Below are 17,433 nucleotides of genomic sequence, written 5' to 3'. Positions count from 1 at the left end.
TAGATTCCTACGAAATGACACAATTGGAATGATGTTCTATCCACACAGTTTGTCATTCCGTAGGAATCCAGCCACGATGCTGTAAAACACACAGCCAGAAACAGTACAATCCTGATCAATATCCCAACTGAAGACGTGAAAATTCCCCTCCCTCGGAGGGGTGGCAAAAATTCAAAGAATTTTTGACGGGGTGGTTCTCAACGTTTCCCTAACCCAGTCATCACAAAAAACGCCACCCGATACCATCAGATGACGTCATGGAATTTATTTAAAAATTCTGATAAAACTATCTTTCTCCAGGCTTTCCAGTGAGAAATCAAAATCAGCTTCCGCTTTTTCTGTGGTAATCTCACCTCCAAGTTCTTTGATAAGCTCATTGAAAGGCATGGCTTCATACCATTGCTGATACAATGCCGTGGTGGCCATCATGGAAACCTGGCTATTTCCTGAAACATGTGAATGTCCTGCTCCGAAATTCAACAGTACGAAACATTGCTTTTCGTTCTTTGTTACCAGCATTCCGAGAATCATTTGCTTCTGAACAGAATTACATCTGGCCTCAGCAAAGAGATGATTAGGATTCATCATATAATCATAGGAAATATCGTCTCCTTTTCCGATCACAATTTTATATCCACAGTTTGCATCTCCACTGAAAACGTTATTCATGACAAGTGTTGGTTCACAAAGACCTTTATTGGCATAAAGATATTCCACAGCACCGTTGGGAGCAGACGTCATATCTCCTGAGTACATCAACTGTCCGTTACCATGATTATAAGCGGCATTCCAACCAATTTTTCCAGCGATATTCAATCCTGAAAGGTCAAGGTCATTCGCACCCCATTGGTCTTCCCAATAAATACCTACAGCCAGTCTATCACCATAAAAACGCGTTCCGGTAGGAATATTTCCAACAAACATCTTTTCGGAAGTTGGTAACGCAAATTCTACATTCTCTGGGAAATAGAACTTCTTTCCGGAAAGGTTTTCATATTTCAGTTTCAAAAAGTCCAGAATGAAATCATAATTGAACTGATTCACGTAAGTTTCCTTACCTTTCTTAGTCCATGATTTTCCGTTTCGGACTCTGTAAACGAAAGTATCCTGACCGTACATTCTTGAGTAACACGCTGACAATGCTTTGAATAACGCAAACGGTGTCACATTTTCCAGCCAATGCCAATCGCTGTTTTCCAGTAATGTGTTGGTAGCATCATTCAAAGGATTTGATATCAATGGCTTATGATGAGTCTTAGATAACTTTGATATTTTATTGATCGCTTTTGGTGCTCTGTTTTTATAAGCAAGGAATAACGGCTTAAATCTGTTAAAAATTTCCGCCATTTTTTCCACTCCAAAGCTTTCAAACAGATAGGTTGGATTGAAGTTACTTTGCTTGATCAAATCAATCAAATCATCATTTTTAATTAAAAGCGTTGTGTTAGTGGTTTTATAAATAACATAACGGAAAAACTCAACCGGATTTTCAGGATAAATATCATAAAGATCAGCTATTTTTATAACCGCTTCTTTATTTCTGATGTTTTCTTTTCCGGTAAAATCATATTCCAGCTCCGTATGTAAAATAGAAAGCAAATCATCAATAGTTTCTTCTTTTAAAGCAATACCTGATCTTAACAAAGAAAGACATTTTTCCTGCATTTCTTCCACAGAGTAGGCTTTGATAACTTTAAAAACCAGCTTTATATCAGGAACATTCAAGATTTCATTGGGAATGTAGATTTCACTTTGGAAATCACTTCCATACGTTGAAATATAATGAGTGATCTGTTCAAAAAATAAATCAATTCTGGAAGTATTCTTTATTTTCTCCCAGGATTTATGAAAGGTCTTATTCAAATCATTTCCATTCAGTTTTTCCTTTGTATAAAAAGAGATGATTTCATTTTTTGCCCATAAAGCATCTGGTTCAATGATGAACCCATCATTAGAAATAAATGGCTTTTCATCAGATTTTCTGGCCAGTACTGCATTGAATAATTGTAGTGTTTTCATTGTTTAAAGTTTAAAAAATAAGTGAGGAGTAGATTCATTAAAAGTGAAGGGTATAGGAACTCCTTTTACCTATAGTTTATAAAAAGCGGGGAGTAATTTATCCAAAAAATATAGGAACTCCCTTTGCCTTATAAGTTGTAAAAAGGCGGAAAGTAAATCTGGAAATATAGGAACTTTCTGTGCCTTTAATTTTTTTAAAAAATAACTTTTTAGTGCTGTGAAATTTGGGTTATTGTTTTTATTCAAACCTTATGGGTTTCTAAAACCCGTAAGGTTTTTTTTATTAATTATAGATTTTGTTTTTTAAAATCATGCTTTTCTGAATTTCTTCTTTTTCTTCCACGGAGCATTTTTCTGAACGTCTCCAGCCATAATACATCCGTAAGGCATCACTTCATCCAGAACTTCGCAAAGTCCATATTCTTCTATCTGTGCTCTTACATTCTTTGCACTTTTATAAGCGCTTGGCAGTTCAGAAATATCAACCTCATTGGAGTAGAAACGGATATCTAATCCTGCTGTTTCTTCATTGAAAATTTCCTCAGTTGTTTTATGAGCTAACGATCTTTTATGCTGGCTTCTGCTAAAATTTCTTCCTGCTCCATGTGGGGCAAACCTAGGTTTCTTTCATTTGTTTTTCCCTGAACAATCAGTACCGGTTCTGCCATATTCAAAGGAATCAATCTTGGTCCCGTAATATCGGGCATGAATTTATCATCCAGTGGAGTCGCTCCTTTTGCATGATAGAACAGATCTCCATCTTTGAAAACAAAGTTATGCTCGTTCCAATATCTGTTTTCTTTCTCCATTTCCAGTTTATTCAGCACGGCATCATGAAGAGAAGTATGGTTTTCTTTTGTCCATTGTCTTATCAGCTGCAGCGCTTCCCAATAGGATTTACCTTCATTGGTATCATAAGGAATCCAGGCATTTTCTCTTAATGTTTCAGGAGAGATTTCCTGTCTGAAACGGTTGGCCACCTTCATTCCTTTATCATATAATGCTGCTCCCGGAGCTCTTGATCCGTGGTGCGTTACCATCATGGTATTTCCTGTATTTTTGGAAATTCCAACAAAAGGAAGTGGTTTCCGTCTCCCTGAGTTCCCATATGAGAACGGGCAATGCTGATCAGTTTTTCATCATTTAGGAATTCATTTTCTCTGAAAGCATCCATCAGTTCCTGGGACATCGGCATCTGTTCCCCTCTTGGTCTCCCTCCATATCCGAAATGAGTAATTGAATGTGCTGCATCCAAAACATCTTTAGGATTGGTTTTTCCAAAATCTGTCAGCATTACGGAACAACAGATATCAGCACTATGGAATCCTGGATGAATAGCATTTTGTGCAACCACTACACCTCCAACAGGAATCTGACCTTCAGGACCTGTAGGGCAGGCATCCGGCATTAAAGCTCCTCTAATCAGCGTAGGGGTTTTCATCAGAACTTTCATTGTTTTGATTACTTTTTCCACATTATCATTCTCACTTTCGTGCTCCGCACGTATGTTGATCATAAAATCTTTAGCTGTTTCATGAAGCGGAATAAGATCCGGCTGTTTGAACTTTACCAGATATTCTGTGATCTGATGTTCCTCCAGATTATTCTCGTTGATATAGCTAATGGCATCTTTAAACCATTTTGCTGGTCTATATCCTAATTCGATTAAATGATTTCCATTAAATTCCATTTTGTTTCATTTTGATGATGCAAAGTAATAACCTTGTTGCGCAATAGTTTTGCGCAGATAAAGAAATTTTAATTATTTTTACAAAAAGTTTGTGAAAATGACGAAAAAGTAGATTTACTAATTCGTAAAAATAGTATATAATTTAAAAAAACAAGGCTCATGGTATTATTAGAACAATTAAAACATTTCCCTGAAACAATTCAGTTCAATGATGTTATTGCTCACATTGATGAAAATTATGAATTTACTCCTACCGCATTTCAAAACGGAGACACTACCAATCAGGCAGGACAGAATAATGGTTCTTGTAAAGTGTTCAGCTTCGCAAGCATTCATGATCTGAAAAAAGAAGAAACCCTTTGGCTTTTTGGGGAGTTCTATCGTGAAGATGTTTTGAAAAACCCGGAGGGAACTGATCACCAGAATATCCGAAACTTCATGAAGTTCGGTTGGGAAGGGATTACTTTTGACGAAAATGCTTTGAAAGAAAAATAATCTTTAAGAAAAGAGCAGAAAAAAAGCAGATTTGCTTATTAAAAAACACCAAATCATTAAACACTAAGGTATGTCATCCAATAAAAATGCTCTGATCCGGTATAAAACATTAGATAAATGTCTTAAAAACAAATACAGAAAATATACCCTGGAAGATCTCATTGATGAATGTTCGGAAGCATTATTTGAATATGAAGGAAAGGAATCTTTTGTAAGTAAGAGAACCGTTCAGCTTGATCTTCAGAATATGCGGAGTGAAAAATTCGGATATGAAGCTCCTATTGAAGTCTACGAAAGAAAATACTACCGTTACAGTGATCCGGATTACAGCATTCATAATATCTCTGTGAATGACAGTGATCTGAAAGCGATGAATAATGCTGTTCAGATTTTAAAACAGTTCAAAGACTTTTCAATGTTCAAGGAGATGAATGGAGTGATCCAGAAACTGGAAGACTCTATCCACTCAACCAGTCAGAAATCGATTATTCATCTGGATAAAAATGAACAGTTAAAAGGCCTGGAGCATATTGATATTCTATATGAGAGTATTGCTAATAAAAAAGTACTGAAGATTCTTTATAAAAGTTTTACAGCAAGAGAATCTAATATTTTTACGGTCCATCCGCAGCTCTTGAAGGAATTCAACAACCGTTGGTTTCTGATCTGTCTTTACAAACAGAAAATGTACAATCTGGCATTAGACAGAATGGAAAGTATTGAAGTAGATGATAATCTTCAGTATATTGACAAAGATCTGGATGGAGATGAATACTTTAAAGATATTGTAGGAGTAACGGTTTCAGAATCAATGGATCCAAGAAATGTAGTGTTCTGGGTAGATGCCGGAAATGCTCCCTATGTAAAAACCAAGCCGCTGCATAAAAGTCAGGAGATTATAAAAGAAGATGTTGAAGGAACTTTCTTTAAAATATGTGTTCAGATCAATTTTGAATTAGAAAGGTTGCTTCTTGGGTTTGGTGACGCTTTGATTGTTCATAAACCTCAGAAATTAAGAGTGAAAATGGAAGAGAAATTTAAAACAGGAAGTAAAAATTATCAGAATCTGATTGTACCTGATGAAAACTAATCTGTTTTGAATGTACCATCAATAAAGGATTATTACAGATAATTTATTTTTACATTTTATCTTGGCTTGGAAATTGTACTAATCATCCAATAATACCAAGTTAATTATGAAATCAAGAATATTTAAAGCATTAATTGCAATCTTAGCACCCATAGCGATAGAATATATTGTTAAAAAAATATCTGAAAAACTTGACAAGAAAGAAGATCAGAAAGAAAAAGAACCAAAGCAAATTACGGCTTAAACGTAAAAGTAGTTAAAATTTAAAATTATTTAAAAAGAGACTGTCATGAGGATGTACGGTCTCTTTTTTTTTATTGATGGATCTTTTTGATGAATGCTGAAAACCACCCCGTCAAAAATTCTTTGAATTTTTGCCACCCCTCCGGAGGAGGGGAATTTTTACGTCTTCAGTTGAGGTATTGGCCAAGGTTGTAATTTTTCTCTTCATACCTATTTCTGGATCATTGTGGCTGGATTCCTACGGAATGACAAACTGTGTGGATGGATCATCATTCCAATTGTGTCATTCCGTAGGAATCTAAACATACTTATTATCCATTTTTTTAGGTCAATGCTTCTAAAAAAACTTTTGTGACTTTTGCGGTTTCCCTACACAAAATCATAGATACCGTCTTTCCATCCCAATACCTTGGAGGAATCCGCTTTAAGCCAGTTTTTCAAAATGGTAGCATATACTTTTCTGAAATCTTCTTTGTAGATAAGATCGCCTTCATTCAGATTTTGTAGATCAGGAAGCGCATTCAGTATGCCTTTTCTCTTAAGGTTTCCGCTGATAAAGAACATCTGGTTGGCGGTTCCGTGATCCGTTCCGTTGCTGGCATTCTGAGCTACACGACGACCAAACTCTGAAAATGTCATCAGCAGTATATTTTTGAAGAGTCCATTACTTTTCATATCGGCCACAAATGATTTTACCGCTTCATTGATGTCATCGAATAATTTTTTCTGTCTGTCATTCTGATTGACGTGCGTATCAAAGCTTCCTACAGAAAGATAGTACACCTGAGTATTGATATCAGATTTTATCAACGAAGCAACGGTTTTAAAATCCTTTCCTAACTGAGAATTGGGATAGATTTGTTCTGTCTTTTTGGCTTTGCTTTTTTCAAAAATATAATCAGCATTATTGATGGTAGAACCTAAGGTCTGATATAGATAAGACACTGTTTCATCATCGTGATGATGGTCGTAAAGAGATTTAAAATATTTTTCCTGACTGGTTTGATAAAGTCTTTTAGGATCTTTAAAGGCAAAAGCTTTATTATTTTCACCTTTTAAGGCAAGACTTAGCATGTCGTCAACTTCCAAAGCCTGGGTTGGATGATCACAACGATAGCATTCTTCATCCAAAAAACGTCCTAACCAGCCTGTTTCCAGAAACTGATCGCTTCTGCTTGCCGATTGCCAGATATCCATGCTTCGGAAATGAGATTTGTCCGGATTGGGATACCCTACGTTATTCATCACGGAAAGCTCTCCATTATCAAAAAGTTCTTTAAAATAGGAGAGTGACGGATTAATTCCTGCTTCATCTGTCAACGGCATAGAATTCTGAATGGCCAGTGTTTTCCTTTCCCTGAAATAAATATCATTTTTAGTGGGAATAATCGTATTCAGGCCATCATTTCCGCCTGTAAACTGAAGAACTACCAGAATATTCTGATTGGGATTCAGCGCTTCATCCAGGGTCATGGCTTTTAAGAAATTCGGCATCAGCATAGAAGCGGTGGCCAATGAACTTATTTTGAGGAATTCTCTTCTTTTGATTAACATAATTTTGCTTTTTTAGGATAAAGGTGGCAGGTGATAGGTTGCAGGTTATAGTGCTAGGTTGTATTTATTAAAATTTATTTGATAATATATAGATGGCAGTTAAGCTATACTGAGACAGCAATTACCTACTACCTGCAACCTAAAATCTTTTCCCTACATTAACTGGTATTCCGGAGTAGACATCAGGTTGATGACATTCATTTTTATGCTCTTATCAGAAAAGTTCTTGACAGAGTTCATATCGAGACTTTGAGTATTCTGCAGAAGATAGTCTTCACAGTTTTTATGGGCAAAAAGCTTTTCTATACGATCCCAGTCGATGGTGATATTCGGGTTTTTAAAGCTTTTGTTTAGAACGGTTTCACGGGATTTCATGCCCATGTCTATGTCATCATCCTGTCGGGGACTGTATTCTAAAGGCCGGAGACCGGACCATATCTGCGGAACCTGAAGTCTCAGCATCAAAGTTGAGCTGTCGATCCATGATTTTCCGTTGGGCCAACCAGCTACGTTGGGAGGATAAAGCAGCATTTGTCCCAATAATTTCTGATACACGATGAGGTTTTCAGGATTTTGAATTTGCATAGGGAGAATTCGCATAATCCCAGCCATTAGCTCTATGGGTGATTTTATACGATTTCCCATATTCTTTTGATCATAAAACCATGAGCTTGAGAATATCTCAGTCATTAGTTTCTTGATGTCATATCCTGAATTATAGAAATTGGTACTAAGTTTACTGATCATTTCCTGATCAGGTTTTTCATTGACGAAAAATTTGTAAATCTTAGTAGTGATAAATTGTGCAGTGGTCTTTTGTTCCAGAATAATATTGAGCACATCACTTCCATCGAAGTTTCCGGTTTTTCCTAAAAAAGTTTTGCTGCCTTCATCATGAAGGTTTTTTCTTTCCTTAAAATTTCCTTCCTTATCATAGCTCCATCCTGTAAAGGCTCTGGCTCCTTCTCTTACATCTTTTTCAGTATAATTGCCTCTGCCCATGGTAAAAAGTTCCATGACTTCACGGGCGAAATTTTCATTAGGATGATCCTTTTTATTCTGCTGATTGTTAAGAAAATTAAGCATCGCAGGCGACTGGCTTACTTCAAAAAGCAGATCTTTGAAATTTCCCAGTGCATTTTTTCTGATCGTATTTAAAAGCTGTTTGTTGAACCTCGGATTTTGTACTCTTGATGCAAAATGGCCATGCCAGAAAAATGCCATCTTTTCTCTCATCTGTTCCTTACTGTTAACGATTGTGTTCAGGAAATTAAGATTCAGTTCGTTATTTTGTTCCCTGTTGATCCGCTGCATTTCTTTCTTCTTTTCTGCAGGAGCTGTACTGCTCATATAATCTGCCGTCAAATCAGGATCTGGAGTATCATAAGTAATTTCGATGAAGCTCCCTTCTTTCAATAATTCATTCATCAACGTTTTAATGTTTTTATTTTTCAAATCGTCAATTTGATTAACTCCAACACCAAAACCTGCCCGCCAAAGAAGATGCTTGTTTTTTAATAATGAATCAGCTATCATGAGAGAATTTATTTTTTTGATGTATTTCGAAGATAAAAGTTAAAATAATAAACGGGTTAAGGTTTGTTAATATTGCAGAAGGCAGGAAGCAGGAAGCTGGAAATTATTAGGTATATTAAAGTAGGATTAGTTTTGGGTGGTATATTTCTTCCAACATCCAGTCTCCAATTTCCTTTCCGATGTGAAATTTTCTATTAACTCACTTTTTACTATCATTTTTGATAATTTTTGTTAAACAAACATTTAAATTTTGTTAAAAATAATTCATTGATATTCATTGTTTTATGAATTATTCGAGTGTTAAAATCAAAGAAAAACCCTTGCTTGGCATGATTTTTACATCTTCTTGTTTAGTAAAATTTAAAAATTAGAGTTATGAAAATGTTTAAACAAGCAATAGTACTTGCTGGAATTTTAACAGCAGGTATAGCAAGTGCCCAAAGTTCTCAAATGAATAATATGATCAAAGTAGGCGCAAATGTTGGTTTAGCAGTTCCTTCAGATAATCTTTCTGCTGCAGTAGGAGTGGATGTAGCTTACCAGAACCTGATTACACCAGGATTCGGATTAGGTATCGCATCAGGATATACTCACTATTTTGGAAAAGAGAACAACGGATATAAAAACAATGATGTAGGAGTAGTGCCTGTGGCAGCTTTAATCAGAATTTACCCAAAACAAACAGGTTTCTATTTCGGAACTGATTTAGGATATGGGTTCCTGGTTGGAGATAAAACAGTAGCATCCAACACTAATGTTGAAAGAGCAAGCGGAGGTTTCTACATCAAACCGGAGATCGGATACCACAACAGAGACTGGAATTTCTTCGTACAATACCAGAAGGTTTTTGTAGGAACAAAAGGAGATTTGCCAGGTCAGGACTATAATGTGGGGAATATCGGTGTAGGATTCGGTTACAATATTCCATTAGGAAAGTAGTTAGATTTAATATATAAACAATTATTAACCAAAACCTTTTCACGAAAGTGGAAAGGTTTTTTTGTTCTGTGCAGGATTTACAAAAACAATTATTATATTTGGTAAAATTTGAGGTTATGATTCTGAATCCAAAATTTCCACTTTATTTACCAGGAGTAGAGAACAGTAATAATGATAATGTTTCTATCATTGGGGCAAGTCTCCGTGAAGATATAACGATCTTAGGCTATTTCATTTCCGGGAACGGAGGTCTTGAGATACAAGTACAAAATAAATATGCAACTAAAGAATATGCTTCTTTTTCAGATATTTTAAAGAAGTTTATTCAGGATAATCAGTTGCAGAATGTAAAACGTCTTGGAATGGCTGTACCAGGCCCTGTATTGGACGGAAAGAGTAGTCCTGCAAGATTGGGCTGGAATTTAGATGTTGAAGAATATGCCCGTGATTTCGGGTTTGAAAAGGTGGATATGCTAAATGACCTTGAAGCTTCTGCTTACGGAATGGCTCTTCTTGAAGATAATGACCTTGAAGCCATTTATACAAGCGGACATCTTGAAAAAGGAAATGTAGCCGTTCTTGCTCCCGGCAACGGATTAGGAGAAGCGGGATATTTCTTTGATGGAAAATACCTGAGACCTTTCGCAACAGAAGGAGGGCACTCAGAATTTTCACCAAGAACGAACGTAGAAGTTGAGTTTTACCAGTTCCTGAATAATATCTATGGTATTGTAAGCTGGGAAAATGTACTTTCAAAGTCTGGGTTATTCAATATTTACAGATTCTTAAGAGATGTAAAAAGACACCCTGAACCGGAATGGTTAGGAGAACGTCTTGCACAGGGAAATTTTGTGGAAGAACTTTATAAAGCTGCTGTAGAGGAGAATGTTTTGATCTGCAGAATTGCTTTAGATACTTTCCTTGAGTTCCTGGCAAGAGAAGCTAACAACCTTACATTAAAGCTTAAAGCTACCGGAGGGTTACTGATTGCTGGAGATATTCCACAGATGATCGCAGAATATATCGATAAGGCGAAATTCTATGAGAAATTCAAGATCAGTGATAAAATGGAGGAAATGCTTAAAAATACTCCCATCTATCTGGTCAAGCAAAATCATACAGCATTAAATGGTATAGCACTTTATACGGCTTACTACCAACTATAAAATACAACTCCGGATTTTCCCGGAGTTTTTTATGGGATGATATTATTCATGAAAATAATAATTTTTATTGATATACATCAATGAAATCTATTGAATAAGATACTTACATTTGTATCGTTAAATAAGTAAACAACTCTATTCAATGAAAAAATATTTTTATTAGCAGTTTTAGCTGGTGGATTAGCATTCGGACAGTCAAAGAAAGTAGTAGCGTCTGATGTACACTGGTGGGGATATAAAGTAGCAAAATCTGAGGCTAGCTCTCACGACGGTACTGTAAAAGTAAAGTCTGGGGATATGGTAATGAAAGGAAACCAATTGGTAGGCGGAAGCTTCGTATTGGATATGACTTCTATCAATGCTACTGACCTTACAGGAGAATATCAACAAAAACTGAACGGGCACCTTAAGAATGGTGACTTCTTTGAAGTTGAAAAATTCCCTACAGCAAGCTTCAAAATTACAGGAATAAAGAAAAACAACGATAAAGTGTATAACTCTCTTGTAACCGGAAACCTTACTGTAAAAGGAAAAACAAGCCCAATCTCTTTCCCTGCTAAGATTTCTTACAGCAAAGGAGTAGTAAGTTTAGTATCAAACAAATTCTCTTTCGACAGACAAAAATTTGACGTAGCGTACAAGTCTACAATGCAGGATGTTTTTGTGAAAGATGATATTGATATGCTTGTAAAGGTAACTGCTCAATAAATTAATCAAAAAAAGATTATTAAAAGTGTAGAAGTTCTACACTTTTTTTATTTTTGTTGAATTGTAAATAAAAAAGAATGAAAAGATTACTATTGTTTGCTATGGTGTGCGCAAGTATATCATTTGTTTCTGCTCAAAAGAAATTTGATAAGGTTGCAAAAGTGACTTCATCAGAGATCAGATGGTGGGGGTATAAAGTGGTGAAAACCGAAGCTTCTTCCCACTCAGGAACGGTAAAGCTAAAAAGCGGAAAATTCAATTTTGACCATACGGTTCTGGTAGATGGAGAGTTTGTAATAGATATGAGAAGTATGATAGCGGGAGATGTTTCTGATGAAGATCAGATCAAGCTTACCAACGATCTGAAAAGTACCAACTTCTTTGAAGTAAAAAAATTCCCTGTTGCAAAATTCCATTTGACTAAAATTATTCCTTTAGCAAACAGTGAATACAATTCTACAGTGTACGGTGACCTTACCCTTAAAGGAGTGAGAAAAACAATTTCTTTCCCTGCAAATGTATATGTTACTCAGTTTACAACATCTATTGAATCTGCAAAGTTCTCCCTGAACAGAAGAGACTTTAAAGTATTCTATCAGTCTTCATTGAAAGATTATTTCATCAAGAATGAAATGGACATCCAGTTCAAAGTGACGACTGAAATGTTGGATAACGAGAACAGAATTCAAAAGAAGAAAAAATAAGATCTATTTTATAAATACAGAAGAGCAGTTCGTGAGGGCTGCTCTTTTTTTATGTTTCATTGAATAAAGATTACGTGCGGTCATTCCCTTGTTTCTGTATTTTTCATAAATTAGTGGTATGAAAATTTATATTGTAAGTGGTCTGGGAGCAGACTTTAAAGTCCTTGAAAGAATAGAGTTTCCCGAACACTATGAATTAATTTTTATAGATTGGCTTATTCCTGAAAAAAATGAACCTTTTGATACCTACGTTAAAAGAATGGCAGAAAAAGTAGATGATTCTGAGCCGTTCTGCCTGTTGGGGTATTCTTTTGGAGGAATTATGGTGCAGGAAATTAATCAATTGAAACCTGCAGAGAAAGTAGTCATTCTGGGAAGTATAAAATCGGATAAGGAAAAGTCTAAATTTATTAAGACCGGTGAAGTTACCAAAATCCCAAGAATATTGCCTGTGGGTTTATTCAACGATAAAGCAGCCAATGTATATGCTGTTGTCCGAAAACTTTTTGATCCTAAAAATCCTAAACTTTTACAATATTTTAAAGTCAGAGATCCTTATTATCTGAAATGGTCTGTAGAAAAGGTTTCCGAATGGAAGTTTGAGGAAAATCCTAATGTAATTCAGATTTTGGGAGATAAAGATATTGTTTTTCCCATCCGTTATTCCAATCCTGATTATGTAGTGAAAGGGGGAACTCATCTTTTCCCGGCTACCAAATCTAAAGAGGTTTCCAAAATACTGAAGGAGGTGTTTTCTTAAAAAAATAAATATTATTGATTAAATAGTGTTTTTATAGGGGTGTCTGTTTAAAAATATGATTTTTATGAAATTTATGTTTAAATTTGATAGGGTTAAATATAAATTTTATGAAAGTAGGATTAAAGTGGATCGTTTCATTCTCTGTTATTTCACTTGTAGCTATCGGAGGTTTATTCTGGAATCCGGCTTCAGGTATTCCTGATACGGGAGAATTTCTAAGTGAAGATAAAATTGTAGGCGCTGATGTAGCCTGGATTTTGGCCGCGGCCGGACTTGTTCTGCTCATGACACCAGGTCTTTCTTTCTTTTATGGAGGAATGGTCGGGAAAAAAATGTCATTTCTACCATGCTGCAGAGCTTTATTGCTTTAGGAGTGATCTCTATGGTTTGGGTGGTCTTAGGTTTTTCTTTGTCATTTGGTGAATCCCTGGGCGTTACTATTGCCGGAAAACATTATGGAATCATTGGAAATCCCTTAAGTTATCCATTTTTTAACGGGGTAGGAAATCTGCCTCATAAACTGATGGCACCTACTATTCCGTTTATTCTGTTTGCCCTGTTTCAGATGAAATTTGCCGTTATTACTCCGGCTATTATTACCGGATCTTTTGCAGAAAGGGTTCGTTTTATTTCTTATTTATTATTTATTGTTCTTTTCAGCATCTTTATTTATACTCCTCTTTGTCATATGGTGTGGCATCCTGACGGCCTTTTGAACAAATATTTTGGAGTGAAAGACTTTGCGGGAGGAACCGTGGTACATATGAGTGCAGGTTTTGCAGCTCTTGCCGGAGCTATGGTGGTTGGCAACAGAAAAAATCCGCATCATGAACCCTCCAATATTCCGTATGTACTTCTGGGGACGGGAATGCTGTGGTTCGGATGGTTTGGTTTCAATGCAGGATCTGCACTGAGTGCTTCTGTCTCTGCGGCTACTGCTTTCGGAACAACCACTATTGCTTCTGCTTCAGCAATGATGACCTGGATCTTTTTTGACAGAATCAATGGGAGAAGCGTTTCTGCTTTGGGGGCTTGTATTGGAGCAGTTGTAGGGCTGGTGGCCATTACTCCGGGATGTGGTTTTGTAAGCATTCAGGAAAGCCTTTTTATTGGATTTATCACAGCAATAGTTTCTAATATAATGGTGAACTGGAAAGGGTTAAAGAAAATAGATGATACGCTGGATGTTTTTGCCTGTCATGGAGTAGGGGGAATTATGGGAATGATTCTTACCGCTATCTTTGCTCATGGTGAAAAGGCAAGCTTATTACATGGAGGGCTAGAGGTTTTTCTTCATCATATGGCAGCATTAGTTTTGGTTTCTGGTTTTACATTTTTCGGTTCATTGATTTTATATAAAGTGACAGATGCTATCATTACTCTCAGAGTTTCTGAAGAGTCTGAAAATAAGGGGCTTGATCTGTCACAGCATGAGGAAAGTTTCAGCTGAGAAAAAGAGTAAACTGTCTCAAAAATGTCATTCTGAATGAAATGAAATGTAGTGAAGAATCTTACCAGTCTGGTTATTAAAGATTATTCCTTCGTTAGAATGATAAATGCCCAATAATTGAGCTTTTGAGATAGCCTGCTGAGTGTTATATTAAATCAAAAATACTTTATTGAATGGATTCAATGGCTTCGAAGATTTTATTCTTAGAATTTTCAAAGACTTCACCTCCGAATTCTTCATTATCTAAGGAATGAATGGTGACATCATTCACGCCCATAATTCCGAAAATATGTTTCAGATAAGTCGTTTGAAAATTGATGTGGCCGTTCTTTTCATTTTCTCCATATCCGGTATCACCACGGGTTGAGAGAATAAAAAGCTTTTTATTTTCAAGAAGTCCTACATAATCACCATCCGGAACTCCAGATTTGAATTTCCAGGTTTCATTAATCCGCATCACCTGATCGATATAAGCTTTCAATCCGGACGGAATAGACCAGTTGTACATGGGAGTTCCAATCACATACACATCATGTTCCTTGAGCTCTTTGACGAGTTCATTGCTCAGCTGTAAAGGTTTTTGGTTTTCTTCAGTTTTATCTCTAGATCTTTTGAAAGCTCCTGCAATCCAGGATTCATCAATATTGGGAATCGTATCAGTTCCTGCTTCTCTGTAAGTGAACGTGTCAAGAGGATATTTGATTGTCCAGTTTTCAACGAAAAGCTGGGTTAATTTTCTACTGTAAGATCTTTCATTTCTTACACTGGCATTAATAATCAGTATTTTCATTTGTTAAGAATTTATACTACAAAATTCCTAATTATTTAATCCTGAAAAATTGATCTAGTTCAAGAGGATTTATTTTTTTCCTAATTCTGCTGATGAATTCAGGAGTTACACCAAGATAGGAAGCAATCAGGTACTGAGGAACTCTGGAGGAAATGTCGGGGTAGATCTCCAGAAAATCATAATACTTCTGTTCCGCTTTGTGCATATGATTGAACACGACTCTTTTTTCCAGGGTTCCAAGATAGCTTTCCAGAATGATTCTGAAGTATCTTTCTAAGGACGGAATTTCCTTCAGCATTTTTTGAAAGGACTGATGGCTGATCTGTAGGAGCTTTGTTTTTTCTACAGCCTGAATATTATAAATGGAAGGTTTCTGTTTTGAAAAACTGGCAATATCTGTAGCCCACCAGTGATCAATAGCTAAAAAGAGAATTTCTTCATTTCCGTTGTCTTCATTGATGCAGAAAGCTTTTAAAACACCTGAAATGATATAACTGTCATGGCGGCAGATTTCCCCGTTTCTCAGTAGAAAATCACCTTTTTCCAATGTTTTTTCTGTCCAGAAACTTTTACAGACCGCTATTTCTTCCGGACTTAATTGTACATGTTGCAGAATGCTTTTAATTAATGTTTCCATTTAAAAAAAATAATTAAAAAGAGCAATGTGATGATAGATCTGATTGAAATTCATAGGATCAGTTCAATTACAAAAATACTTATTTTATGCACTGTCAAAACCAAATAAATCTGGGATTTTGCTATGCATATATTAGGATTTATCATGTATCTTTGTTTTTGAGGAAAATGACGAATCATTTATGGAATCAATATCGGTTTTTGAGATTATTAAAGTAGGAATAGGCCCGTCCAGTTCGCATACGATGGGACCTTGGAATGCAGCAGCTGCATTTATCAGGATTATAAAAAGAGAAAGATCAATAGAAGAAGTTAAAGAGGTTTTTCTTGAATTCTTTGGCTCACTCGCCAAGACGGGGATTGGGCATGGGACTGATATTGCGGGAATGCTTGGGTTGAACGGAGAAGATTTTAAAACCATCAATACTTCAAAGATTGATGAGAAAATAGAGTATATCAAAAGTACTCAAACCATTAACCTGGGAGGAGAGAAAATTATTCCATTTGTTTACGGACATCATTTGATTTTAAATATGAAAAAGAGCCTTGATTTTCATCCTAACGGAATGATCTTCAGAGCTGTTTTCGAAGATGGGACAGAGTTGGTGCAGGATTTTTATTCTGTAGGCGGAGGTTTCATTGCGAGCCAGGAAAAAAACTCTATTCAAAAGCAGTGTGTACGTACATTATATCCTTGCCATAAGGCTTCGGATATTGCAAAATATTGTGAAAAGCTGGGATTTGATAAAATATCAGATTTGATTTTCATGAATGAAGAAAGCTGGAGAACTCACGAAGAGACGAGACAGGAAGCGCTTTATATCTGGCAGCAGATTAAAGAATGCATTTATAAAGGCGTTAATAAAGAAGGAATCCTTCCGGGCGGACTGAATGTTACCCGAAGAGCAGCAGGAATCAACAGAAAGCTGTTAGGAGACAAGATTTATAAAAATAAAGATGAATGGTTCCAGCAGGTTGTAGATGCTGAAGAAAACTTCACCAATATCAACAAATGGATTGCCTGTTTTGCACTGGCAGTAAATGAAGAGAATGCAAGTTTCGGAAGAATTATTACAGCACCTACCAATGGAGCGAGTGGGGTAATTCCGGCAGTATTGATGTATTCTCAGGCATTTACACCATTTATCAGTGAAGATGATATTGTGAGATTCTTACTTGTGGCAGGAGAAATAGGAACCTTATTCAAGAAAAATGCGACTATTTCAGCAGCGATGGGAGGATGTCAGGCGGAAATCGGAGTGTCTTCTGCAATGGCAGCAGCCGGACTTACAGAGATTCTGGGTGGAAGCGTAGGACAGGTATTGATGGCGGCAGAAATTGCAATGGAACATCATCTTGGATTAACGTGTGACCCAATTAAAGGACTTGTACAAATCCCATGCATCGAAAGAAATACAATGGGTGCTATGAAAGCAATCACTGCTGCTAATATTGCACTGGAAAGTGATCCAACCAAGGCAAAGGTAACATTGGATGAGGTGATTCTTACGATGTGGGAAACCGCTCAGTCTATGAGTGACCGTTTTAAAGAAACTTCAGAAGGCGGGCTTGCAATTGCCGTGAACGTTCCGGAGTGTTAACAGAAATGACATTGTTTTAAAAATAAAACCCTTAGTCAGTAATGTCTAAGGG

16 protein-coding genes and 2 pseudogenes are annotated in these 17,433 nt (G+C 36.3%); 10 read left to right on the top strand and 8 right to left on the bottom strand.

Annotated elements, in window-relative coordinates; genetic code table 11:
• Window positions 1-264 precede the first annotated feature (264 nt).
• The 4 genes and pseudogenes from BOQ62_RS03955 to BOQ62_RS24215 all read right to left on the bottom strand — a co-directional run bounded on the left by BOQ62_RS03955 (window position 265) and on the right by BOQ62_RS24215 (window position 3,709).
• Window positions 265-2,019, bottom strand: coding sequence for a hypothetical protein (locus tag BOQ62_RS03955; RefSeq protein WP_129037304.1), 1,755 nt, complete (start codon window positions 2,017-2,019; stop codon window positions 265-267).
• 309 nt (window positions 2,020-2,328) lie between these two features.
• A pseudogene (locus BOQ62_RS24225) lies at window positions 2,329-2,571 on the bottom strand (RNA-splicing ligase RtcB); the annotation flags it as partial.
• A 5-nt stretch (window positions 2,572-2,576) separates the two neighbouring features.
• Entirely contained in the window at window positions 2,577-3,062 is a 486-nt protein-coding gene (locus BOQ62_RS24220) for an RtcB family protein (RefSeq protein WP_410494178.1), read from the bottom strand.
• On the bottom strand, window positions 3,059-3,709 hold the full coding sequence (locus BOQ62_RS24215; protein WP_410494177.1) for a hypothetical protein: 651 nt from the start codon (window positions 3,707-3,709) through the stop codon (window positions 3,059-3,061). Before BOQ62_RS24215 ends, BOQ62_RS24220 begins: the two co-directional genes overlap by 4 nt.
• Window positions 3,710-3,868: 159 nt before the next feature.
• Here BOQ62_RS24215 and BOQ62_RS03945 point away from each other — a divergent pair, with 159 nt between their 5' ends.
• The 3 genes from BOQ62_RS03945 (at window position 3,869) to BOQ62_RS22350 (ending at window position 5,538) form a co-directional block, all read left to right on the top strand.
• On the top strand, window positions 3,869-4,204 hold the full coding sequence (locus tag BOQ62_RS03945) for a HopJ type III effector protein (RefSeq protein WP_129037302.1): 336 nt from the start codon (window positions 3,869-3,871) through the stop codon (window positions 4,202-4,204).
• 70 nt (window positions 4,205-4,274) lie between these two features.
• Window positions 4,275-5,294, top strand: a complete 1,020-nt coding sequence (locus BOQ62_RS03940; protein WP_129037300.1) for a helix-turn-helix transcriptional regulator — start codon at window positions 4,275-4,277, stop codon at window positions 5,292-5,294.
• 106 nt (window positions 5,295-5,400) lie between these two features.
• The gene (locus BOQ62_RS22350; RefSeq protein WP_164723343.1) at window positions 5,401-5,538 is read left to right on the top strand and encodes a hypothetical protein; all 138 of its coding nucleotides are present in this window, start codon (window positions 5,401-5,403) and stop codon (window positions 5,536-5,538) included.
• A gap of 368 nt (window positions 5,539-5,906) precedes the next feature.
• Here the strand turns inward: BOQ62_RS22350 and BOQ62_RS03935 are convergent, their stop codons facing one another.
• Together BOQ62_RS03935 and BOQ62_RS03930 are read right to left on the bottom strand one after the other, a co-directional pair.
• Window positions 5,907-7,091 carry a DUF1501 domain-containing protein gene (locus BOQ62_RS03935; RefSeq protein ID WP_129037298.1) on the bottom strand — a complete coding sequence of 395 codons (1,185 nt, stop codon included), beginning with the start codon at window positions 7,089-7,091 and terminating at the stop codon, window positions 5,907-5,909.
• A gap of 153 nt (window positions 7,092-7,244) precedes the next feature.
• Window positions 7,245-8,627 (bottom strand): DUF1800 family protein, encoded by a 1,383-nt coding sequence (locus BOQ62_RS03930; RefSeq protein WP_129037296.1) that lies wholly within the window; start codon window positions 8,625-8,627, stop codon window positions 7,245-7,247.
• 375 nt (window positions 8,628-9,002) lie between these two features.
• Between BOQ62_RS03930 and BOQ62_RS03925 the strand changes: the two genes are divergently transcribed.
• From BOQ62_RS03925 to BOQ62_RS03900, 6 genes and pseudogenes are all read left to right on the top strand, one after another.
• The gene (locus BOQ62_RS03925) at window positions 9,003-9,566 is read left to right on the top strand and encodes a hypothetical protein (RefSeq protein ID WP_121487098.1); all 564 of its coding nucleotides are present in this window, start codon (window positions 9,003-9,005) and stop codon (window positions 9,564-9,566) included.
• Between the two features lie 116 nt (window positions 9,567-9,682).
• On the top strand, window positions 9,683-10,732 hold the full coding sequence (locus BOQ62_RS03920; RefSeq protein WP_129037294.1) for a glucokinase: 1,050 nt from the start codon (window positions 9,683-9,685) through the stop codon (window positions 10,730-10,732).
• Window positions 10,733-10,882: 150 nt separating this feature from the next.
• Window positions 10,883-11,440, top strand: a complete 558-nt coding sequence (locus tag BOQ62_RS03915; RefSeq protein ID WP_129037292.1) for a YceI family protein — start codon at window positions 10,883-10,885, stop codon at window positions 11,438-11,440.
• Window positions 11,441-11,517: 77 nt separating this feature from the next.
• Window positions 11,518-12,144 carry a YceI family protein gene (locus BOQ62_RS03910; RefSeq protein WP_129037290.1) on the top strand — a complete coding sequence of 209 codons (627 nt, stop codon included), beginning with the start codon at window positions 11,518-11,520 and terminating at the stop codon, window positions 12,142-12,144.
• A gap of 118 nt (window positions 12,145-12,262) precedes the next feature.
• Entirely contained in the window at window positions 12,263-12,904 is a 642-nt protein-coding gene (locus BOQ62_RS03905) for an alpha/beta hydrolase (RefSeq protein WP_129037288.1), read from the top strand.
• Window positions 12,905-13,011: 107 nt separating this feature from the next.
• Window positions 13,012-14,354: pseudogene (locus tag BOQ62_RS03900) on the top strand (ammonium transporter).
• A 166-nt stretch (window positions 14,355-14,520) separates the two neighbouring features.
• Here the strand turns inward: BOQ62_RS03900 and BOQ62_RS03895 are convergent.
• Entirely contained in the window at window positions 14,521-15,144 is a 624-nt protein-coding gene (locus BOQ62_RS03895; RefSeq protein WP_129037286.1) for an FMN-dependent NADH-azoreductase, read from the bottom strand.
• A gap of 31 nt (window positions 15,145-15,175) precedes the next feature.
• Window positions 15,176-15,781 carry a Crp/Fnr family transcriptional regulator gene (locus BOQ62_RS03890; protein WP_129037284.1) on the bottom strand — a complete coding sequence of 202 codons (606 nt, stop codon included), beginning with the start codon at window positions 15,779-15,781 and terminating at the stop codon, window positions 15,176-15,178.
• Window positions 15,782-15,962: 181 nt separating this feature from the next.
• Between BOQ62_RS03890 and BOQ62_RS03885 the strand changes: the two genes are divergently transcribed.
• Window positions 15,963-17,381, top strand: coding sequence for an L-serine ammonia-lyase (locus BOQ62_RS03885; protein WP_129037282.1), 1,419 nt, complete (start codon window positions 15,963-15,965; stop codon window positions 17,379-17,381).
• Window positions 17,382-17,433: the final 52 nt, after the last annotated feature.

It is taken from the genome of Chryseobacterium sp. CH21, from assembly GCF_004119445.1.
In the GTDB taxonomy this organism is placed as follows: domain Bacteria; phylum Bacteroidota; class Bacteroidia; order Flavobacteriales; family Weeksellaceae; genus Chryseobacterium.
This window is presented reverse-complemented; position numbering and strand designations above follow the sequence as displayed.